The 17,154-nt window shown below is 47.4% G+C and carries 19 protein-coding genes; 7 read left to right on the top strand and 12 right to left on the bottom strand.

Features of this window, described 5'->3' with window-relative positions:
- Positions 1 to 5 precede the first annotated feature (5 nt).
- From ACYVEA_RS15880 to ACYVEA_RS15870, 3 genes are all read right to left on the bottom strand, one after another.
- Positions 6 to 464: a DsrE family protein gene (locus ACYVEA_RS15880; RefSeq protein ID WP_461114425.1), complete on the bottom strand. Its 459-nt coding sequence runs from the start codon at positions 462 to 464 to the stop codon at positions 6 to 8.
- 21 nt (positions 465 to 485) lie between these two features.
- The gene (locus ACYVEA_RS15875) at positions 486 to 1,427 is read right to left on the bottom strand and encodes a c-type cytochrome (RefSeq protein ID WP_461114424.1); all 942 of its coding nucleotides are present in this window, start codon (positions 1,425 to 1,427) and stop codon (positions 486 to 488) included.
- Between the two features lie 181 nt (positions 1,428 to 1,608).
- Entirely contained in the window at positions 1,609 to 2,121 is a 513-nt protein-coding gene (locus ACYVEA_RS15870; protein ID WP_461114423.1) for a DUF2480 family protein, read from the bottom strand.
- 190 nt (positions 2,122 to 2,311) lie between these two features.
- On the opposite strand from ACYVEA_RS15870, the gene dnaN reads away from it, so the two are divergent.
- On the top strand, positions 2,312 to 3,433 hold the full coding sequence (gene dnaN, locus ACYVEA_RS15865; protein WP_461114422.1) for a DNA polymerase III subunit beta: 1,122 nt from the start codon (positions 2,312 to 2,314) through the stop codon (positions 3,431 to 3,433).
- A gap of 98 nt (positions 3,434 to 3,531) precedes the next feature.
- A complete protein-coding gene (locus ACYVEA_RS15860) occupies positions 3,532 to 4,776 on the top strand; it encodes a TCR/Tet family MFS transporter (protein WP_461114421.1) in 1,245 nt (414 codons plus the stop codon).
- 30 nt (positions 4,777 to 4,806) lie between these two features.
- Here the strand turns inward: ACYVEA_RS15860 and ACYVEA_RS15855 are convergent, their stop codons facing one another.
- Positions 4,807 to 5,415: a Crp/Fnr family transcriptional regulator gene (locus tag ACYVEA_RS15855; RefSeq protein ID WP_461114420.1), complete on the bottom strand. Its 609-nt coding sequence runs from the start codon at positions 5,413 to 5,415 to the stop codon at positions 4,807 to 4,809.
- Between the two features lie 173 nt (positions 5,416 to 5,588).
- On the opposite strand from ACYVEA_RS15855, the gene ACYVEA_RS15850 reads away from it, so the two are divergent.
- Entirely contained in the window at positions 5,589 to 6,005 is a 417-nt protein-coding gene (locus ACYVEA_RS15850; protein ID WP_461114419.1) for an OsmC family protein, read from the top strand.
- Between the two features lie 80 nt (positions 6,006 to 6,085).
- Here the strand turns inward: ACYVEA_RS15850 and ACYVEA_RS15845 are convergent, their stop codons facing one another.
- The 8 genes from ACYVEA_RS15845 to ACYVEA_RS15810 all read right to left on the bottom strand — a co-directional run bounded on the left by ACYVEA_RS15845 (position 6,086) and on the right by ACYVEA_RS15810 (position 14,086).
- A complete protein-coding gene (locus ACYVEA_RS15845) occupies positions 6,086 to 7,585 on the bottom strand; it encodes a serine hydrolase (RefSeq protein ID WP_461114418.1) in 1,500 nt (499 codons plus the stop codon).
- Positions 7,586 to 7,660: 75 nt separating this feature from the next.
- Positions 7,661 to 8,221: a YceI family protein gene (locus ACYVEA_RS15840; protein WP_461114417.1), complete on the bottom strand. Its 561-nt coding sequence runs from the start codon at positions 8,219 to 8,221 to the stop codon at positions 7,661 to 7,663.
- Positions 8,222 to 8,225: 4 nt separating this feature from the next.
- On the bottom strand, positions 8,226 to 8,909 hold the full coding sequence (locus ACYVEA_RS15835; RefSeq protein ID WP_461114416.1) for a hypothetical protein: 684 nt from the start codon (positions 8,907 to 8,909) through the stop codon (positions 8,226 to 8,228).
- An 18-nt stretch (positions 8,910 to 8,927) separates the two neighbouring features.
- A complete protein-coding gene (locus tag ACYVEA_RS15830) occupies positions 8,928 to 9,440 on the bottom strand; it encodes a QcrA and Rieske domain-containing protein (protein WP_461114415.1) in 513 nt (170 codons plus the stop codon).
- Between the two features lie 78 nt (positions 9,441 to 9,518).
- A complete protein-coding gene (locus ACYVEA_RS15825) occupies positions 9,519 to 11,228 on the bottom strand; it encodes a porin family protein (protein WP_461114414.1) in 1,710 nt (569 codons plus the stop codon).
- Complete coding sequence (locus ACYVEA_RS15820; RefSeq protein ID WP_461114413.1) at positions 11,209 to 11,787, bottom strand: RNA polymerase sigma factor; 579 nt, start codon at positions 11,785 to 11,787, stop codon at positions 11,209 to 11,211. Before ACYVEA_RS15820 ends, ACYVEA_RS15825 begins: the two co-directional genes overlap by 20 nt.
- Positions 11,788 to 11,889: 102 nt before the next feature.
- A complete protein-coding gene (locus ACYVEA_RS15815; protein WP_461114412.1) occupies positions 11,890 to 12,741 on the bottom strand; it encodes a hypothetical protein in 852 nt (283 codons plus the stop codon).
- A 184-nt stretch (positions 12,742 to 12,925) separates the two neighbouring features.
- On the bottom strand, positions 12,926 to 14,086 hold the full coding sequence (locus ACYVEA_RS15810; protein ID WP_461114411.1) for an App1 family protein: 1,161 nt from the start codon (positions 14,084 to 14,086) through the stop codon (positions 12,926 to 12,928).
- A 191-nt stretch (positions 14,087 to 14,277) separates the two neighbouring features.
- On the opposite strand from ACYVEA_RS15810, the gene ACYVEA_RS15805 reads away from it, so the two are divergent.
- The 4 genes from ACYVEA_RS15805 to ACYVEA_RS15790 all read left to right on the top strand — a co-directional run bounded on the left by ACYVEA_RS15805 (position 14,278) and on the right by ACYVEA_RS15790 (position 17,046).
- The gene (locus ACYVEA_RS15805) at positions 14,278 to 14,661 is read left to right on the top strand and encodes a Rid family detoxifying hydrolase (RefSeq protein WP_461114410.1); all 384 of its coding nucleotides are present in this window, start codon (positions 14,278 to 14,280) and stop codon (positions 14,659 to 14,661) included.
- Between the two features lie 88 nt (positions 14,662 to 14,749).
- On the top strand, positions 14,750 to 16,282 hold the full coding sequence (gene gltX / locus ACYVEA_RS15800; RefSeq protein WP_461114409.1) for a glutamate--tRNA ligase: 1,533 nt from the start codon (positions 14,750 to 14,752) through the stop codon (positions 16,280 to 16,282).
- 68 nt (positions 16,283 to 16,350) lie between these two features.
- The gene (locus ACYVEA_RS15795) at positions 16,351 to 16,713 is read left to right on the top strand and encodes a four helix bundle protein (RefSeq protein ID WP_461114408.1); all 363 of its coding nucleotides are present in this window, start codon (positions 16,351 to 16,353) and stop codon (positions 16,711 to 16,713) included.
- A gap of 42 nt (positions 16,714 to 16,755) precedes the next feature.
- A complete protein-coding gene (locus tag ACYVEA_RS15790; protein ID WP_461114407.1) occupies positions 16,756 to 17,046 on the top strand; it encodes a hypothetical protein in 291 nt (96 codons plus the stop codon).
- The last annotated feature ends 108 nt before the right edge of the window (positions 17,047 to 17,154 follow it).

Here is a 17,154-nt window from a genome sequence, read left to right as displayed (position 1 = left end):
AAGAATCAAGGACGAATAATGGCCCAGCCTTCCTGTTCGCGGATGATGAGTTCGCCATTGGCCGTTGGTACATAACTGACGACCGGAAACAATTCATCACGACTGATTTTTCGCACGCGCATGGTGTTTTCGCACATAGCCATAATGACACCCTGCTTTTGGAGACTGGTAACCTCCTTCTCAAAATAGGGTTTGTCTTTTTTGTAAACTGCTACTGCGCCACTATACACCACTAATTCAACATCTAATTTACCTTTCAAACGTGGGTCGTTCAGCGCGTTCTGGATGTTGGCCAAGGCATGCCGGATAACGTTCGTATCGGCCGTATTAAGTTGATAAACAGCCTTATATCGCTCTTTGGTGGGTTGAGCACCATGAAATGCACTAGCGTCATTGGTTTGGGCCATCGTCGATCCAACAGCACTCAGGAAAGCCAGCACGAACAGATAGGTAATTTTTTTCATGATTGTCAGTTTTTGGTAAATCTACTTTACTTTCCGCGCATCAGCAATCGGCTGAAACGGTCCGAGTTTGTGTTGTTGCTCACTAAATTGATCGTCATAAGGACCAATTGGAAAATCAATGGGTTTATTAGCCAATACTGGCCAATCGCTACGCTGATCTTTGTGCGGTCGGGGCATTGAATTGATAAACGCGGCTACGTCCCAGGCTTCTTCGTCGGTTAGTTGCGGGCTCGTGTAACTGGCGCCAAAGGGCATGTTGTTTTTAACATAGCCCGCAAATCCCGACAGCCGGTACAAACCGGCGCCGTCGTTATAACTATTTGGTCCCCACATGGGCGGATACACATATTCAGAAGCTCCAGCGACCTTTATCCCTTCGCCCTTTATACCGTGGCAGACCTGACATTTGGCCATGTAGACAATTCGGCCTTTTGTAGAGTCGGCAGCACGATCCAGATACGCCAGTTTGACGAGTCCTACCCCATTGGGTCGCTGGCCTTTCGGTACGTCGGCACCAAGCCATCGCATATAAGCCACGATGGCTTTCATTTCACGGCTCGTGCTGTCTGGCGCTTTACCGGCCAGGCTGCGCTCAAAGCAATCCGATACGCGCTTAACAATCGTTTCAACAGATCCGGAACGCTCCCGGAATTTTGGATAGGTCGAAAATACGGCGGAATAATTATTACCCAGCACTTTTGTACCAGCCTCAAGGTGACAGTTCTGGCAATTCATGCCATTTGACAGATGCCGAATCGAACCTTTCGGCCCAAGGTATTTAGCGGTATGCGCAATCAACTCTCGCCCGTAGCGAATTTGTTGCCCCAGTCCCCCCGCAGGGATACGGCTATCATCGGGTGGATGCCAATAATCAGGTGGTGTCAACGATGTAAGTAGTACAAGCGTACCTAGCAGACCAACGAGATAATAGGTTAGACCCGATTTATAAACTTTATTCCTCATAGATAATAGCAAACGATCAATCGGCTTTGGGGCACTCACATCACGTAGCTGCAATCTATAGCCAAAGTTTCACAGATAGGCATTGTCACTATCAAAAAGCAAATAAAAAGCTCCATCTGTCGAATGAAGCCATATTTTATCAACTAATTTTTCTAAAACTTAAAACTTCCGGAAAGTTTCGTTAAACTTTTGGTCGTTTGTAAAGTGGCACCGTACTGCATGGCTCCCCAAACAGCAAGCTTTGCACAACAGGACGTAGTACCCGTGTGATTTCTACGTAAGCCGCTGCTGGCACCGGCACTTTGGAACAGCCTTTCACGACCACACGAGCATTACGGTAGTCTTCCAAATTAATCTGAGTAATGGCATCGAAATAAAGCTTCTCTTCCAGGTCATCCAGGTTTCCAAACACGACCGTGTTGGCATACGGCTGGAGCTGCAACGTCAGCAGCATATACGCCCAGGTTGGCACAATAGCATCTTCGGTGCAGGTGATGGCTACGTTCTTCCCCGTATACTGGCTCCAGTCATGCTCTTTCAGAAACGCCCGGAAGTCTTTTTCCTTTAAAATCAACCCCATATACAGGTTGTCTTTCAAATCATAAACAACCCGTTCCCCAGGGTGATAATACTCTTCCAGATCAAGGGTAATAAGACCGCTGTTCGCGACTCGATTGATAATTTCGGCTTCCATAAAGTCAGTTGTCAGTTACTGGTTAACAGTTAGCACTAGCTGGGTGTTCCCTATTCCTATCGAATAAAAAAACAGCATCATTATCACTGGTTTACTGACGAACTGTTTGTTGGTAACTGACTAATTGATCGGCTTTTTTTGCTACTTTTGTTGGTATATTCGATTAAAAACTGCCTTAGACACTTGGCCCATGAAATTCATTGTATCTTCATCTGTCCTGCTTAAAAACCTTCAACATATCAATGGTGTCGTTGCAACGAATCCTATTGTACCGATCCTTGAAAATTTCCTGTTTCGCATTGAAGATGGAACACTTACGGTAACGGCATCAGACTTGCAGACGACCATGACGACCCAGATTCCGGTCGATGCCAGTGAGAACGGAGCTATCGCTATTCCAGCGAAATTATTGCTGGATACACTCCGTAGTCTGCCCGAGCAACCCGTCACGATCAATATTGATACCGATACGTTTGGAACAGAAATTCTGACCGACAATGGTCGGTATAAGCTCTCTGGCGAAAACCCGATTGATTTTCCGAAACTGCCAACGGTCAATAAAAATATGTCGGTCGATATGACGTCGGACATATTGCTCAATGCCATTAACAATACCGTATTCGCGACCAGCACCGACGATCTTCGTCCGGCCATGACGGGGGTACTTCTGCAGTTGACTGGCGACAACGCTACGTTCGTAGCCACGGATGGTCACCGGCTTATTCGCTATCGTCGAACCGATATGAGTGCGTCGGCCAGTACGTCGATCATCATTCCGCGTAAAGCTCTGCAACTGTTGAAAGCGTCGCTGCCGGAGAGTGTTCCGGTCACGGCGGAGTTCAGCCAGGCAAATGCATCGTTTACGTTTGGGCCAACCCAACTAATTTGCCGGTTGATCGACGAGCGTTTCCCCGACTACGAAAACGCGATTCCGACAAACAATCCGAATGTAATGACAATTGGCCGGACCGATCTGCTCAACTCACTGAAGCGGATTATGATCTATGCCAACCGCACGACGCATCAGATCCGGTTGTCGCTCAAAGCCAACTCGTTAACCATTTCGGCCGAAGATCTGGATTACTCCAACGAAGCTAATGAAAAGCTTTTGTGTGAGTATGACGGCGAGCCAATGGAAATTGGTTTTAATGCCAAACTGATGGCCGAAGTTCTAAGTAACCTCAGCGCTAAAATGATCTCCCTTGAATTGTCGGCTCCTAACCGCGCAGGTCTTTTGATTCCAGCCGACAAAGAAGAAAACGAAGACATCCTGATGCTGGTGATGCCTGTGATGCTAAATACATACGCTTAAGTCAATGAAGAGTGAAGAATGAAGAGTGAAGAATAGACTGCTGCTCCAGTTTTTTTATTCTTCACTCTTCATTCTTCACTCTTCACTTATTACTCTTCATGGCTTCCAAACGAACGGCGCCTGCGCTTGTTTTTATTTTTATTACTCTTCTGATTGATGTTACGGGACTGGGAATCATTATTCCGGTTTTCCCGAAACTGATTGAGCAGCTCATTCATGGCAATATAAGTCAGGCGGCAAGCTGGGGCGGCTGGCTGTCATTCTCATATGCAGCCATGCAATTTATTTTCTCGCCGATTCTGGGGGGATTAAGCGACCGGTTCGGTCGTCGGCCGATACTGTTATTTTCGCTGTTCGGTTTTGGTCTTGACTACATATTACAGGGCTTTGCCCCAACTATTGAATGGTTGTTTGTTGGGCGCATGCTGGCGGGTATTACAGGTGCCAGTTTCACAACAGCCAGCGCCTACATTGCCGACATCAGCACACCCGAAAAAAGGGCGCAGAATTTTGGGCTTATTGGCGCAGCGTTCGGTGTGGGCTTCATTCTTGGTCCGGCAATGGGTGGTTTTCTGGGCCAATACGGTCCGCGCGTACCTTTTTTCGTGGCGGCCGGATTAAGCCTGCTGAATTTCTTATACGGCTTTTTTATTCTTCCCGAATCGTTGGCGCCTGAAAACCGTAGACCATTCAACTGGCGCCGAGCCAACCCGATTGGATCGCTGATGAATCTGGGACGCTACCCGGTCATTCTGGGGCTGGTTGCGTCGTTGATCCTGATTTACATTGCTGGGTTTGCCGTGCAGGGAACCTGGACGTTCTACACGATGGAGAAATTCAAGTGGGACGAAAAAACGGTTGGTCTATCACTAGCCGCCATCGGACTATCATTTGCTGTCGTGCAGGGTGGTCTCAGCCGGATTATTATCCCCAAGCTGGGCCAGGAGCGTTCAGTTTATGTTGGATTAGCGTTCAGCGCCATTGGCTTTGGCTTGTTTGGTTTCGCCAACCAGAGCTGGATGATGTTCGCGTTTATGATCGTTTACGCGTTGGGCGGCATTGCCGGACCATCCGTTCAGGGGATTATCTCCAACCAGGTACCCGCGAATGAACAGGGCGAATTGCAGGGAGCCTTAACCAGCCTGACCAGCACAACCTCTATTTTTGGTCCGCTTATTATGACCAATCTATTTTCGTATTTCACCTCACCCAAAGCACCCACCTATCTTCCCGGCGCTCCTTTTTTTCTGGCTTCCATACTGGTTGTAATCAGTGCGTATCTAGCCCGTCGTGGCTTTAAACGTAGCATGGTGACTAAGACCAGCGTACCCGAATCGATTTGATTGGGTGATGTTCTTCTCGTTGATGAACGCCTATTTATGAGCGACCTGTGCCCTGATCCGGCTCAAGGAAGGGCCTTTGATACCTAAATAGGAGGAAATGTGGCCCAGTGAAACGCGATTCAGCAGATCAGGATAATTCTTTAACAAGTCAACGTATCGTTCTTCAGCCGTCTGGGTCAATAAACTCTCCGACCGGCTCTGATTGAAAATAAGATACTGTTCCGCTAAAAGTCGCCCAAATCGTTCCCAACCATGTGACTGAGTATAAAGCGCTTTCAGGTGATCATGCTGAATCACCAACAGCTCAGCGTCTTCTAAAGCCTCGATAGCATACGGGCAGGCCGTTTGTGTTACCATACTTTTCAAGGAAGCCAGAAACATGTTTTCGTTGGCAAAAACAAGATTATGTTCCTGTTCGGTTTTTGGGTCTGTGTAGTAGACCCGAAAAATTCCTTTGACAATAAAACCAACGTGCCGACAAACCGAATTACGGAAGTTGAAAAAATCATGTTTGGGAATTGTTCTAAGCGTCCAGAATTCATTGGCTAATTGTGTTTCCGCTTCGGAAAGGTCAGCAAACTGGTGTAAGTGATAGTCTAAAAGTATGTGTTGCGGGGAAGCCATTCGATATTCTATCATTAGCGACTAAACTTTTAACTCATTAACAACAAAGTAACGATGGCTCAACGTAGTATTGGCTTCATTTTTTAGTCATTCCGTTGCTTTTTAACATAGGTGAAAAATGGGCAAACAATCACCCGTTACTTTTGGTCTATCAAAAACAAATTGTAATTAGTTCAACTCTTAAAATCATGAAAATCACCCGCAATGCGTCGGCTCACTGGGCTGGAACCGGTAAAGATGGCAAAGGTACACTCTCCACAGCCAGCACAGTTCTTAACCAAACTCAGTATTCATTCAATACTCGTTTCGCGGATGGCGTAGGCACCAATCCCGAAGAACTGATCGGGGCGGCTCACGCCGGTTGTTTCGCCATGCAATTAGCGTTTAACATTCAACAGGCTGGCTTTGCCGCTGATTCGCTGGATGTTCAGTGCGCGATAACGCTTGAAGATGGTGGCATTACCAGTTCCAAATTGACCCTCAAAGCCAGTGTACCAGGTCTGGACAAAGCAAAGTTCGATGAACTGGTCGATCACGCCGAGCATAATTGCCCAATATCGAAGTTATTCAACACGACAATCACCGTTGACGCTACGTTAGTCTAACGTTAAGTACGAAACACAAGCCACACGCCCCTGAATAGCTACAAACAGCTATTCAGGGGCGTGTGGCTATATTGTACAGGCTATTCTTTCTTAAAATCCATTCCATCAAAAACTAACGTAGTAATCTTCCCGGAATTGCCGAGCACGAACCGGGCGAGGGCCTTACCATACCAGGCTTTTTTATAAGGTCCATAGAACGTATCGTAATGCCAATGGGTCAAGGTCGCGTTTAATGTATTGTCGTTAACGTCGATAATTAACTGATTACCAGCCACGCTAACGTCGGCCTGTCCATAGAGCGGGCTGGTGTATTTTCCGGCGTATCGGGGCAATGGCAACGATGGCGATGTATTGAGCACTCGTTTGGCGTCGAAGTCTTTTCTGGCCTTCTTACCGTCTTCCCTGATTTTTGAATACAAGTTTTTGAACTCGGTATTCCAATCCCGGGTACCACCCAGCGCAAACCAGTCGAAGGTTTTGTAAACCAGTACGTGCCGTACTTCGGCATGATCGTAATTTCCGAACACGTAAACGCCCAGTTTTTCATCGGGCAATTGCGCCGTTATGGCTGTCAGACCCGATAAGCTTCCAGTATGGAAATTCACTTTGTGCCCTTTGTAGTCATGCTGATACCAACCCAGGCCGTAGGTACGCCAGTTGGGTTTCAGAATCTGCATGGTTGGGTATTCATCCTCCGGGAAGAAGGTTTGGGGTGTAAACATCTCAGCCCAGGTTTCGGCCCTGACCAGACGACCACCGCTATATTTACTGCTATCGAGCATGCAGATTACCCACTTGCTGATGTCGTCGGCCGACGACCAAACGGCACCAGCCGAACCGATCTCGCTATCAGCGCCGTACTCAATGACCTGAATTGTGTCATTAATAGCAAAATGCGGCTTTGTGACGTTCGCGTCGCCCTCCTTTATGTAGCCACGCTTGGGGGCGGTACGCGTCATGCCCAGCGGTGTAAAAATCCGTTCCTTTAAAAATTCCGCCCACGTCTTTCCCGTGATCCGTTCAATAACTCGCCCGGCGGCTGAATAAAAGGTATTTTGATAGGCAAATCCCGCCCGAAACGGATAACTTGGCTTGACCATTTGCATCCGTCGAAACATTTCATTGGCGGGAATGGTCATGGCACCGGTCATGAAGTCGGTACTGCCTACACCTGTATCATGAATGAGGAGATCACGAATTTTTAATTCCCGCGTTACGTAGGGATCGTAGAGTTGAAGTTCGGGCAGAAATTTACTGACAGGATCGTTCCAGGCGAGTTTTCCTTCATCAACCAGCATACCCATCAACGTAACAGTCATAGCTTTAGTTGTGGAGGCACAAGCGAAGAGGGTTTCGGTATCAACCAATTCAGGTTTGCCCAGTTCACGGACACCGTAGCCTTTTTTGAAAATCACCTGATTATCTTTTACTACCGCAATGGACAAACCCGGTACGTTCCACTGCTTACGAACGGACTCTACATACGCATCGAATGCCTGAATTTGTTTAGAAGAGATTGTTTTTTGGGCAAAAGTGGTAAGCGTAGTTAGCAGGAAGAAGAGAATTGGAAATACGTTCATGTTTATTCACGATATATTGCGAACGAAGCAGTCTATGCATCAAATTCAGCGAATAAGGCTCCATTCGCAATATATTCATAAAGTAAACACAACATTGAACCGAAGTATCATGGCGTCTTCTGTTTTCATACCCATTAAGGAGGGCCGTTCGATTTTGTAGTCGGTCATATTAACCGGAAACTCGCCCGTCAGTATCATTTTCCCGCCAGCCTCTTTACTCATTGCCTGCAATGTAACAGGTCTGGCAACACCATGAAATGTTAGAGTACCTTTAGCGGTTAGCGCTCCATTATCACCCGCTTTAATATCCGAGCTTGTGAACGTTACATTCGGGTATTTTATGCCCTCCATGGCTTCTACGGCGTGCGAATCGCGGTTATTGTTGTCGCTATCGAATGAGGCCACTTTAATCGAAACAGCTATACTTTCGGGCTGCTTGCTTTCATCGTTATAAATCATAGCACAATTCACGTCGCGACTAACCCCTTCCCAGCTATGAAGCGGGTGTTTAGCCGCATAAGAAACCGTAGATGCCGCTTTGTCGGCCATTACTTTACGCTTGGCCATGGGTGTCACAAAGGCACAAAGAGCCACCATGGCTAGCAAATAGCCATTCAGCATTATGCAGTTTTTCATGAGCTTAGAATTTTAAGGCAATAATCGATGCGGCATAAGCCCCAAACGTAGCGTAAGCAGCCGCCCGATGGTAAGGTTTGAGTTCAAAATTATTCTGAATCATGTGAGCCAGAATGTTCGTAGCCACCATTCCCGTCAGGTGGACAATAGCCAGGTATTTATGCAGCTTGATCGTCGTGAAGCCTCTTCTTGGCCCTACAATTGGCGGGGGTGTGGTTAACGCCATTACCAACGTAGTGCCATAGGTGATATTAATGAAGGTGGCCGAGCGTTCATGCCATTTCTTAATATCGACGTAATCCTGCCCCTGCGCCTTATAGAGTTTTGCGCCAAGAAGCCCCTGAGCAACAAAGCCTGCCAGTGTTACAAAGCCGCCAATCTGGTGCGCTACAAGCATCGTTCGCCTAACTTTCAGCTCTTTGATACGTCCTTCAGACGTTAATGGAGCGACGTTTAGGGTACGTAACAACCCTTTTGGTCCCCAGAATGCCCGCTGCGTGAACAACATTTTGTGAGGTAATAACTCCGGCGTTTCCGTTGAATCGCTCAGGCCAGCCAGCAAATCAGTAGCCGAAGCATCCGTTGTCGTTGGGGTAATAACCGTATCCCGACGAACAGCCGTCGAATCCTGTGCCCATGACAGACTAGTTCCACAGAGAAGATACAGAGCAACAAAAAGGTATTTCATAACGCCGATCTTTATGGGTTAGGCTGTAACGGTCAGGGTATTACCGTCGGCACTGACGGTTGATTTGTACAGTTTCATAGCGGTTGTAGCCGGGCCGACCTTCACTGTCCCATCAAGATCGAAAACTGAACCATGTGCACTACAATTGAAGTTGTTGGAGCTTGATACATACGAAACGAGGTCGTTAGCTTCATGCGTACAAAGCCGTTGAATGGTTACGTATTTTCCGCCCGTCGTATTAGCGACCAGGACACTGCCCACTTTCATGAAATTCCCTACCGTTTTGAGCGAGCTGTAATTGCTGTTAGTCAGATCAATCGTAAAATTAATTGCCCCGGCGGCTGTGTCAGCATTGCCCGTCAAGCCGGCAGCAGGTGGGGTAACAGGCGTTGGCGTACTGCTGTCACTTTTTGAGCAGGCTGTCAAACCCGTACCCATGCAGTAAAAGGCCATCAGCGCAGCACTACTCATTCCCAGACTCCGCAGAAATTCTCCGCGATTAATGTTGTTTTCAGTTGGATTCTTGATCATAAGATTAGGCAATTAATGTAGTTACACAGATTTATGTAGAGACCGATTGCATTCCTGATTTGCCTCACCGATTCTAAATCAGTGATTAGTTAACTTGTAACGTATTGAGAAAAAGGCGCCGGTGCTTACGAGATTAATTTTGTAATACCCTACCCCCTTCAAGGGCACCTTCATAAAGGGTTCTACCTGCCAGGATAAGCGCTTGCTAAAGGCATGCTCGTACCCAAATGATACATTCAGCTGACTGAAGCCGTACCCACCAGAATTACCACTATACGGTGAAGAGGGATTATGTACGTATCCACTGTAGTTATATACGTAATCTTCCTGTTTCATAATGTAACTCGTCACACCACCACTCACAAACCAGCGATTGGGCAATCGTCCGTCTTGTCGTGGCCGCAGGGCAAAGTCGTAGCGTACATTCACTGGTATATCAAACATGGTGCATTGCCCATCAACGTTCGATAGATTAGGTGGCAAAGTCCAAGGAGAATTATATTCATTTGGCAGAGCCCGGTACACTTTTGTACTCTTAATCAATCCTGCCTGAACACTCCAGCGTGACGCCAATCGATACTCTAATAGTAATCCAACATTAGTACCAGGTCGCGAGAAGTTTTTCAAACCAACTGTACTCAAATCAGGTGCTACTACTACCCGGACACTTAACCCTCGCTGTGTTTGTGTTGCCGATTTTGGCAGAGCACTATGTGTCAGCGTCTCAGGCTGAGCGACTACATCCGGGTTCGCGAACGTCGATTTAGGCCATTTCCCCGGCCGAGCGGCTAACTCACGTATATCCGTCAATACTATAGGACCAGACCCGCTGGATTCGAGCGCCGATACGTTGTCAGATGAAGTAGTCGTACCAATCTGCACCACTCCGGCTTTGTTCGTTTCACGCTTTTTGGCAAACGGTGACGTAGTCGGCACCGCAGAATCCGTCACTAAAAATGCCTCGTCAGTACGATTGTTAGCTGTCCTGGAAAGTTTCCGGCGTTGTAGATTTCCCTTCTGATTAGGTTTTTCAATTGAATTGTATCCGACAGCGGCTAACGTTTCAGTAGGTGTAGAAACCGACGTAGTCAATTTCGAGCGACTCGTTCGATCACGCTTTGCTTTTAACCCATATGCCGTTTCTAACCGCTTCGTTGCAGTCTTTGTCCTGGAGGCCGAGTTCATATTTAGCCGTGTTGTCGACGCTGCAACCCGATTCCCCGATTTATCAGACGTAGCGGTACGGTTTTTCAACGTAGCAGATTTCGCAATATGGCTTTCTAATTCACTCAATTTCACAACCCCATTTTCTGACTTACCAGCCGCCACAATGTCATTTTCTGGTTTGCTGGATTCAGCAACCGACTTTGTTAAATCAGCCGGTTGCTTATCCAAACCTGCACCAGACTCTGGTGAGTCGGCTGACGTTGTTTGTGCTGGCTTACTATCAGGCAATCGAGGTGCTACGTCTTGTTGCGATTGTTCAGACGTCTGACTCAACGGTGAATTCGTACGGGTCGCTACCTGCTTTGTCGGTCTATCTACAACAGCATACATCTTCCGATAAGCATACCACCCCCCTCCTGTCAACACTAACAATAGGAGCGCAGGCACTCCCCAACGGAGTAGCGATTTCCACATGGATGTCCCAGCAGCAGGCCGAGTTTGGTCATGCGTGTCCAGCCGGGTTGCCATATCCTGCCAGGCAGCCGGATCGAACGGGGGATCGAATTCTTCAGCCGACTTTCTGAAGAGCCCGTCCAATTGGTCATCGGTTAGCTCTGGCATACTCGTCGTAGTTTACGTGCTTCAATAACTGGCGCAGGTTTTCCCGCGCTCTCGCCAGGTTCGATTTCGACGCGCCAACTGAAATGCCAAGTTGTGCGGCAATTTCTTCGTGCGTGAATCCATCCATAACATACAAATTAAAAACCAGCCGATAAGCGGGTGATAGCCGCTGAATTAAGGCCAGCAAATCTTCGTGAGCCAACTGGCTAAACGCATCAGGTACGCCTGAAGCGGCAGTTTGTTCGGCCTGTTCAACATCTTCGTGATGATGATGACGTACTTCCTGCCGGTAATGATCTACCGCTGTGTTAATCAGTATACGCCGGAACCAGCTTTTAAATGGCTGAGACGAGTCGTATTGATCCAATCGCGTAAATACTTTCAGAAAACCATCATTCAGCACCTCCAGCGCTCCCTCCCTGGTAGGAGCGTAACGCAGGCACACCGCCATAGCATATCCGTAGAACTGCCGGTAAAGCAACTCCTGACTCTGGCGGTGATTGCGCAGGCAACCAGCCAAAAGCTCGGGTAAGGCTATTATGTTAGGTGCGTTGGACATTCAACAGTTGGACAGCCACAGCGTTGTTCACTCGTAAAATTTTCTTTACGAAAAACGCCTATTTATCAGTCTTTCAGAACCTTATAAACTCAAAACATAAATTTAATTTGCTGGAGCAACCGGTGATGTCAGGTTAACTACTGGCCAGACGCCCGGCCTTGGCACACTAACGCCCTTCGTAGCTCCCCGCTGTCCACCGTCAGCACCAAAATAATAAAGCGGCCATCCTTTAAAGGTAAGTTGCGTTTTACCTACGGCCGTGATGGTCGCGAAATTTGTTTTACCAAGAACGGAAGGAATATCACCAATCGTAGCCGATGTCTCGAATATAGGCCATGTAGCGTTATTACTCAAATCCGCTTTGGTATAGTTATTCTTATTGTTTTTGTCACTAGCGAATGCGTAGAGTGTACGACCCAGGCTATCCGTTAAAAATATGGAGCTACCTGTACCTTCTTTGGTATCAAACGTGTAGTTTTTCCCATCATTACCGACCAATTGCCGGGATGCGATCATAACCGTGTAATGAGGTTTAGCCACCTGCCAGACACCGTTTCCAATACCCTCGCCAAGTACGTCGCCAGCATTCACATCGTTTTTGTAATAATAGAGCGGCCAGCCTTTAAATGTTGTTTGCTTAGCCCCATCAGCCCGCGTAATCGTGGCGAAATCAGACGCTTTCAAACTGGTACCGAGCGTGGGCGTTTCCTTATAGAAAATAGGCCATGTATCTAAACAACCACCTGTACAATTAGCATCTCCCGCTACATCAGGACCGAAGAAATAAAGTGTTTTGCCCCCTGCCCCAGTTATCACACTACCAAGCGTAGAGGTTCCAAGTGCTACATCAGGTCCGGGTGTTGTAACAGTATCATCTTTTTTGCAGCCTAGCATAGCTACGACTAATAAAACTGTCGCCAGCAACGTACGATTAGCGTAAATGAAAGGTTTCATTGTATCAACTGTGTTTTAAAAGTGAGAGACAGAACAGTTGAACCGGTTCATTCGCTAATACGGGAGGCCCTGAAAAAGGGTTGCGTCGCCTGTAGAAAAAAGTTTGATTGATACCTTACATCAGGTTAAGATGAAAGACAATGTATTGCAAAAAAGTCACTTATATGAATCTTAAATGAACGTATTATTCTTTATCAGCTCGTCGGTCAGCGCGGATTTCGGGAATTGTGTCCGGGTCAATCAGGCCTAGCGAGGTTGCATGTTCGGCAGCGGCAACCGTATCAGATACAAGGAGCATAGGCACATTGTAGGATTCGGTTGTTTTGATAAGCTGACGTACATCTTCATCGCGCCGATCTTCTGATACGTCGCGGATATAAATAGCCCGAATCCGCCCTGGATTTTCGCGTACGACCTGTGCATATATTTCGGGGTCCTGCTGCCCACTGTCGCCAATGAGTACAAACGACAGATGGGGATTCACCTCCATCACTTTCCGAATCATGGCCAGTTTGTGGGTATGATGGCCTTGGGACGACAATATTTCTGGACTCAGGCTAAAATCACGCAGTAAAATTGGTCCTTTTGGAATCCCCTGAATCCGAAAGAAATCGACTAGCAGATCATATAAATTCCACGGGCTGCTCGATACATAATAGATCGGGTTGAACAACGTAGTGACCGGTCCACTTTGCAAGGCCCGATAGAAAGCCGCAATGCCAGCGAAAGGTAAGCGCGTATACGCATTCCCCAGAAACGTTAATCGCGCCGTTTGAAGCAGGCTGGTCGCACCCGTTACGAGTACGGTATCGTCAATATCAGAAATGACGCCAAACTGACTAAATGTAGGCGAAATCATCGTGTAGCCATCCTTAAAAACGGGCTGTTTCGTTTCAGACGTAGCATCCGCTGGCTGAAAAATTCCATCCAGCGAGTATCGAATCGGAAACCAGACGCGTCCCGGCGGCAAATCCACGGGCGAGTTTATGGTTAGGTCAAAATAGCCTTCATTATCGGTCACCGTCGTGTGCGTCTCGCCAAAAGCCTCGATACGTACCGTAACACCGGGCACTTCATCGCTTTCGAAACGCTGATACGTTGCCAGCAGATTTTGCCAGAACGTATCGTTGTCACTGGGCGTACTCAGGTCACGTTCCCGCAAAACCCGCCCTTTGAGCCAAACCGTGGCAGGACTATTCTGCGTTGGGCCACCAAACCCACGGTAGTAAACAATTTTATACGGTTTTTGCGCATCCAACCGACCTGACAGCCTGTTTTTAAGCCGGTTAAATTGTGTTTCGGCGTCAGTCGATGCATTGCTTAAAAATTCTCTCCAGGAGGCCATATGCGCTAAATTTGAAACATTTAAACGGTCCGAAAAAACCATTTTTTTTGGAAGATGACGGCGTGTTTTTCGGCCATCCGGGGGTTTAATGATAACTTGCAGGCAATTTAGATGTCAGTTCCTATTCGTAGTGATTTTGTTCCTAGCTGAACAGAGCTTTTGCCGCGACCGATTACTTTTTATTAAAAACCATGAGCAAACAAATTGTTTATACAGACCAGGCCCCGGCAGCCATTGGACCTTATAGTCAGGCGGTGAAAGTCGACGTAGCCTCTCCGTCAAGTATGTTGTTCGTTTCCGGCCAGATAGCCCTTGACTTGGCGCCCTTGGGTGATATTCAGGCGGAGACCCAGAAAGTAATGGAAAACATTGGCGCTATCCTGAAAGCCGCGGGTCTGGATTATACGAACGTAGTAAAAGCCAGCATTTTCGTCAAGGACATGAACAATTTTGCCCTTATCAATGAAGTCTACGGGCGTTTTTTCACCAGCGAGCCACCCGCCCGCGAAACCGTCGAAGTAGCCCGATTGCCCAAAGATGTTAATGTTGAAATTTCAGTAATAGCCATTCAATGAGTGAATGAGCGAAAGAATGAATGAGCGAATTGCTGATGCCAGTTTTACCCGCTCATTCACTCTTTCACTCTTTCGCTCTTTCAAACTTATGTCAACTCCCGTTCGCGTTCGTTTCGCCCCTAGCCCCACCGGCCCGCTGCACATTGGCGGAGTGCGTACTGCGCTTTATAATTATTTATTTGCCCGAAAAATGGGTGGTCAGATGCTCCTTCGCATTGAAGACACTGACCAGAATCGCTTTGTGCCCGGTGCCGAAGACTATATTCTGGAAGCACTACGTTGGGTCGGCATCGAAATTGACGAAGGCCAGGGCGTGGGCGGCCCACATGCCCCTTATCGCCAATCGGAACGTCGGGACATTTACCAGAAAGAAGCCCAGCGCCTAGTGGCAGAAGGGAAAGCCTATTACGCGTTTGATACGGCCGAAGAGCTGGATGCCATGCGCAAACGACTGGAGGAAGCCAATGCGCCCGCTGCCCAATACAACTCCATTACGCGCATGCAGATGCGCAACTCACTGACCATGAACGCCGATGAAGTCCGCGCGCGTATGGATGCAGGTGATCCCTTTGTGATTCGATTAAAAACACCCCGTAAAGAAGAAGTTCGGCTCAATGACCTTATTCGGGGTTGGGTCAATGTCCATTCCTCGGCCATTGACGACAAAGTCTTACTGAAATCGGACGGCTTGCCAACGTATCACCTCGCCAACATTGTCGATGACCATCTGATGGGAATCACACACGTGATCCGGGGCGAAGAATGGTTGCCATCGGCCCCGCTGCACGTATTGCTTTATCGTTATTTAGGTTGGGAAGACACCATGCCGCAGTTTGCTCACCTGCCGCTATTATTGAAACCCGAAGGGAATGGCAAACTCAGCAAGCGCGACGCTGATCTGGGTGGCTTTCCTATTTTCCCACTGCAATGGACTGATCCCGCTACGGGCCAGGTGGCACGAGGATTTCGGGAAGACGGTTACCTGCCCGAAGCAACCGTTAACTTTTTAGCCCTACTAGGCTGGAATCCCGGCACCGAGCAAGAACTCTTCACCATGGACGAACTGATTGCCAGTTTCGATATTGCACAGGTGCACAAAGCCGGAGCCCGGTTCGATATTCAGAAAGCGCAGTGGTTCAACCATCAATACATTCGTCAGGTAGCTGACGACGTACTGGCGCCAACGGTTCAGCAACAAGCAGAGGCTGCTGGATACGATTGTTCATTGGAGAAAGCAACCAAAATTGCAGCGCTGCTTAAAGGACGAGTCAATTTCGCCCGTGAAATCGTTACAGAAGCTGGAACGATTTTTAATGCACCAACGACTTACGACGAAGCTATAACAGCCGCAAAATGGAATGCCGATGCGGTACGTGCCGTTACGGCTTTCCGCGATGCCTTGCTACCGTTTGACGGTGAATTCGTAGCCGATGCTATTAAACATACGTTATCTGATGCCATGCAACAGGCAGGTATCAAACAGGGTAAAATTATGCAGGCCATGCGTTTAGCACTTACGGGTACCGGAGCCGGTCCCGACCTGATGCTAACCATGGAAATCATTGGAAAAGACGAAACGATTGGGCGTCTGGAGAAAGCGCTCAGTGCGCTAAAGATATAGGATGTAGGCTATATGATGTATGTTTGGCCTTTTGTTTATAAACATCTATGCCAAATATGCTGACTAAAATGGCTCAGAAACCCAACATCACGAAAGACAAAAGTTTTGCGTTTGCTATTCGTATCATCAATCTGGAAAAATATCTTCGGTCAACAAAACGTGAAACTGTCTTAAGTCGGCAATTACTGAGAAGTGGTACATCGGTTGGAGCCAATATCCGTGAAGGTTACAACGCTGAGTCTGATGCCGATTTTATTCATAAAATGGGGATTGCCCAGAAAGAGTGCGACGAAACATGTTATTGGTTGGAGTTGTTAAAGGCAACAGATTATCTTGACGAAAAGCAGTTTACATCTATACACGCCGACGCAGAAGGGTTGCTTAAAATCATTAAGAGCATAATTCTTACGAAAAAGCAAAATCGCTCTTAGGCTAAATATACATCATATAGCCTACATCATATATCTTTAATCATGGCAAAGAAGAAAACTAACCCTGACGAAAACGACAAACCGCGCGTTCATAAAGAACTCGAAGGTTTCGACATTCAAATCAACTCGTTCGGCGAAATCACCACGAGTTTTGATATTGATAAGATCAATCAGTTTTTAAATAAAACGGTTGACGACAAAAAGCTTCGTCATCGCACCGATCTGAATCTCAAGGGCGATCCTGAGCCCGACGAAAAAGATGAAGAATCGGATGAAGATCATCTTTTTGATGAGACCGATAATGATCTGCCCGACGATATAAACCAACGCTAAAAGCCCGACCCGTTAAAATGCCCGGTCGGGCTTTTTTTGTACCGTTTGTCAGAAAAACCATGCGCAGAATGCACAGGTTTATGTAGTTTTCCTCAGTAATTCCTGTTA

The sequence above is a fragment of the Spirosoma jeollabukense genome, assembly GCF_054777855.1.
The sequence above is the reverse complement of the archived record's forward strand: the minus strand, read 5'-3'. Positions and strand labels throughout refer to the sequence as shown.

Bases quoted from the DNA above. Each gene is read 5' to 3' on its own strand.
- ACYVEA_RS15845 (WP_461114418.1), bottom strand. From the start codon at position 7,585: ATGAACGTATTTCCAATTCTCTTCTTCCTGCTAACTACGCTTACCACT.
- ACYVEA_RS15820 (WP_461114413.1), bottom strand. From the start codon at position 11,787: ATGTCCAACGCACCTAACATAATAGCCTTACCCGAGCTTTTGGCTGGT.
- ACYVEA_RS15825 (WP_461114414.1), bottom strand. From the start codon at position 11,228: ATGCCAGAGCTAACCGATGACCAATTGGACGGGCTCTTCAGAAAGTCG.
- ACYVEA_RS15810 (WP_461114411.1), bottom strand. From the start codon at position 14,086: ATGGCCTCCTGGAGAGAATTTTTAAGCAATGCATCGACTGACGCCGAA.
- dnaN (WP_461114422.1), top strand. From the start codon at position 2,312: ATGAAATTCATTGTATCTTCATCTGTCCTGCTTAAAAACCTTCAACAT.
- ACYVEA_RS15790 (WP_461114407.1), top strand. From the start codon at position 16,756: ATGGCAAAGAAGAAAACTAACCCTGACGAAAACGACAAACCGCGCGTT.
- ACYVEA_RS15815 (WP_461114412.1), bottom strand. From the start codon at position 12,741: ATGAAACCTTTCATTTACGCTAATCGTACGTTGCTGGCGACAGTTTTA.
- ACYVEA_RS15880 (WP_461114425.1), bottom strand. From the start codon at position 464: ATGAAAAAAATTACCTATCTGTTCGTGCTGGCTTTCCTGAGTGCTGTT.
- ACYVEA_RS15855 (WP_461114420.1), bottom strand. From the start codon at position 5,415: ATGATAGAATATCGAATGGCTTCCCCGCAACACATACTTTTAGACTAT.
- ACYVEA_RS15805 (WP_461114410.1), top strand. From the start codon at position 14,278: ATGAGCAAACAAATTGTTTATACAGACCAGGCCCCGGCAGCCATTGGA.
- ACYVEA_RS15795 (WP_461114408.1), top strand. From the start codon at position 16,351: ATGGCTCAGAAACCCAACATCACGAAAGACAAAAGTTTTGCGTTTGCT.
- ACYVEA_RS15840 (WP_461114417.1), bottom strand. From the start codon at position 8,221: ATGAAAAACTGCATAATGCTGAATGGCTATTTGCTAGCCATGGTGGCT.
- gltX (WP_461114409.1), top strand. From the start codon at position 14,750: ATGTCAACTCCCGTTCGCGTTCGTTTCGCCCCTAGCCCCACCGGCCCG.
- ACYVEA_RS15830 (WP_461114415.1), bottom strand. From the start codon at position 9,440: ATGATCAAGAATCCAACTGAAAACAACATTAATCGCGGAGAATTTCTG.
- ACYVEA_RS15870 (WP_461114423.1), bottom strand. From the start codon at position 2,121: ATGGAAGCCGAAATTATCAATCGAGTCGCGAACAGCGGTCTTATTACC.
- ACYVEA_RS15860 (WP_461114421.1), top strand. From the start codon at position 3,532: ATGGCTTCCAAACGAACGGCGCCTGCGCTTGTTTTTATTTTTATTACT.
- ACYVEA_RS15850 (WP_461114419.1), top strand. From the start codon at position 5,589: ATGAAAATCACCCGCAATGCGTCGGCTCACTGGGCTGGAACCGGTAAA.
- ACYVEA_RS15875 (WP_461114424.1), bottom strand. From the start codon at position 1,427: ATGAGGAATAAAGTTTATAAATCGGGTCTAACCTATTATCTCGTTGGT.
- ACYVEA_RS15835 (WP_461114416.1), bottom strand. From the start codon at position 8,909: ATGAAATACCTTTTTGTTGCTCTGTATCTTCTCTGTGGAACTAGTCTG.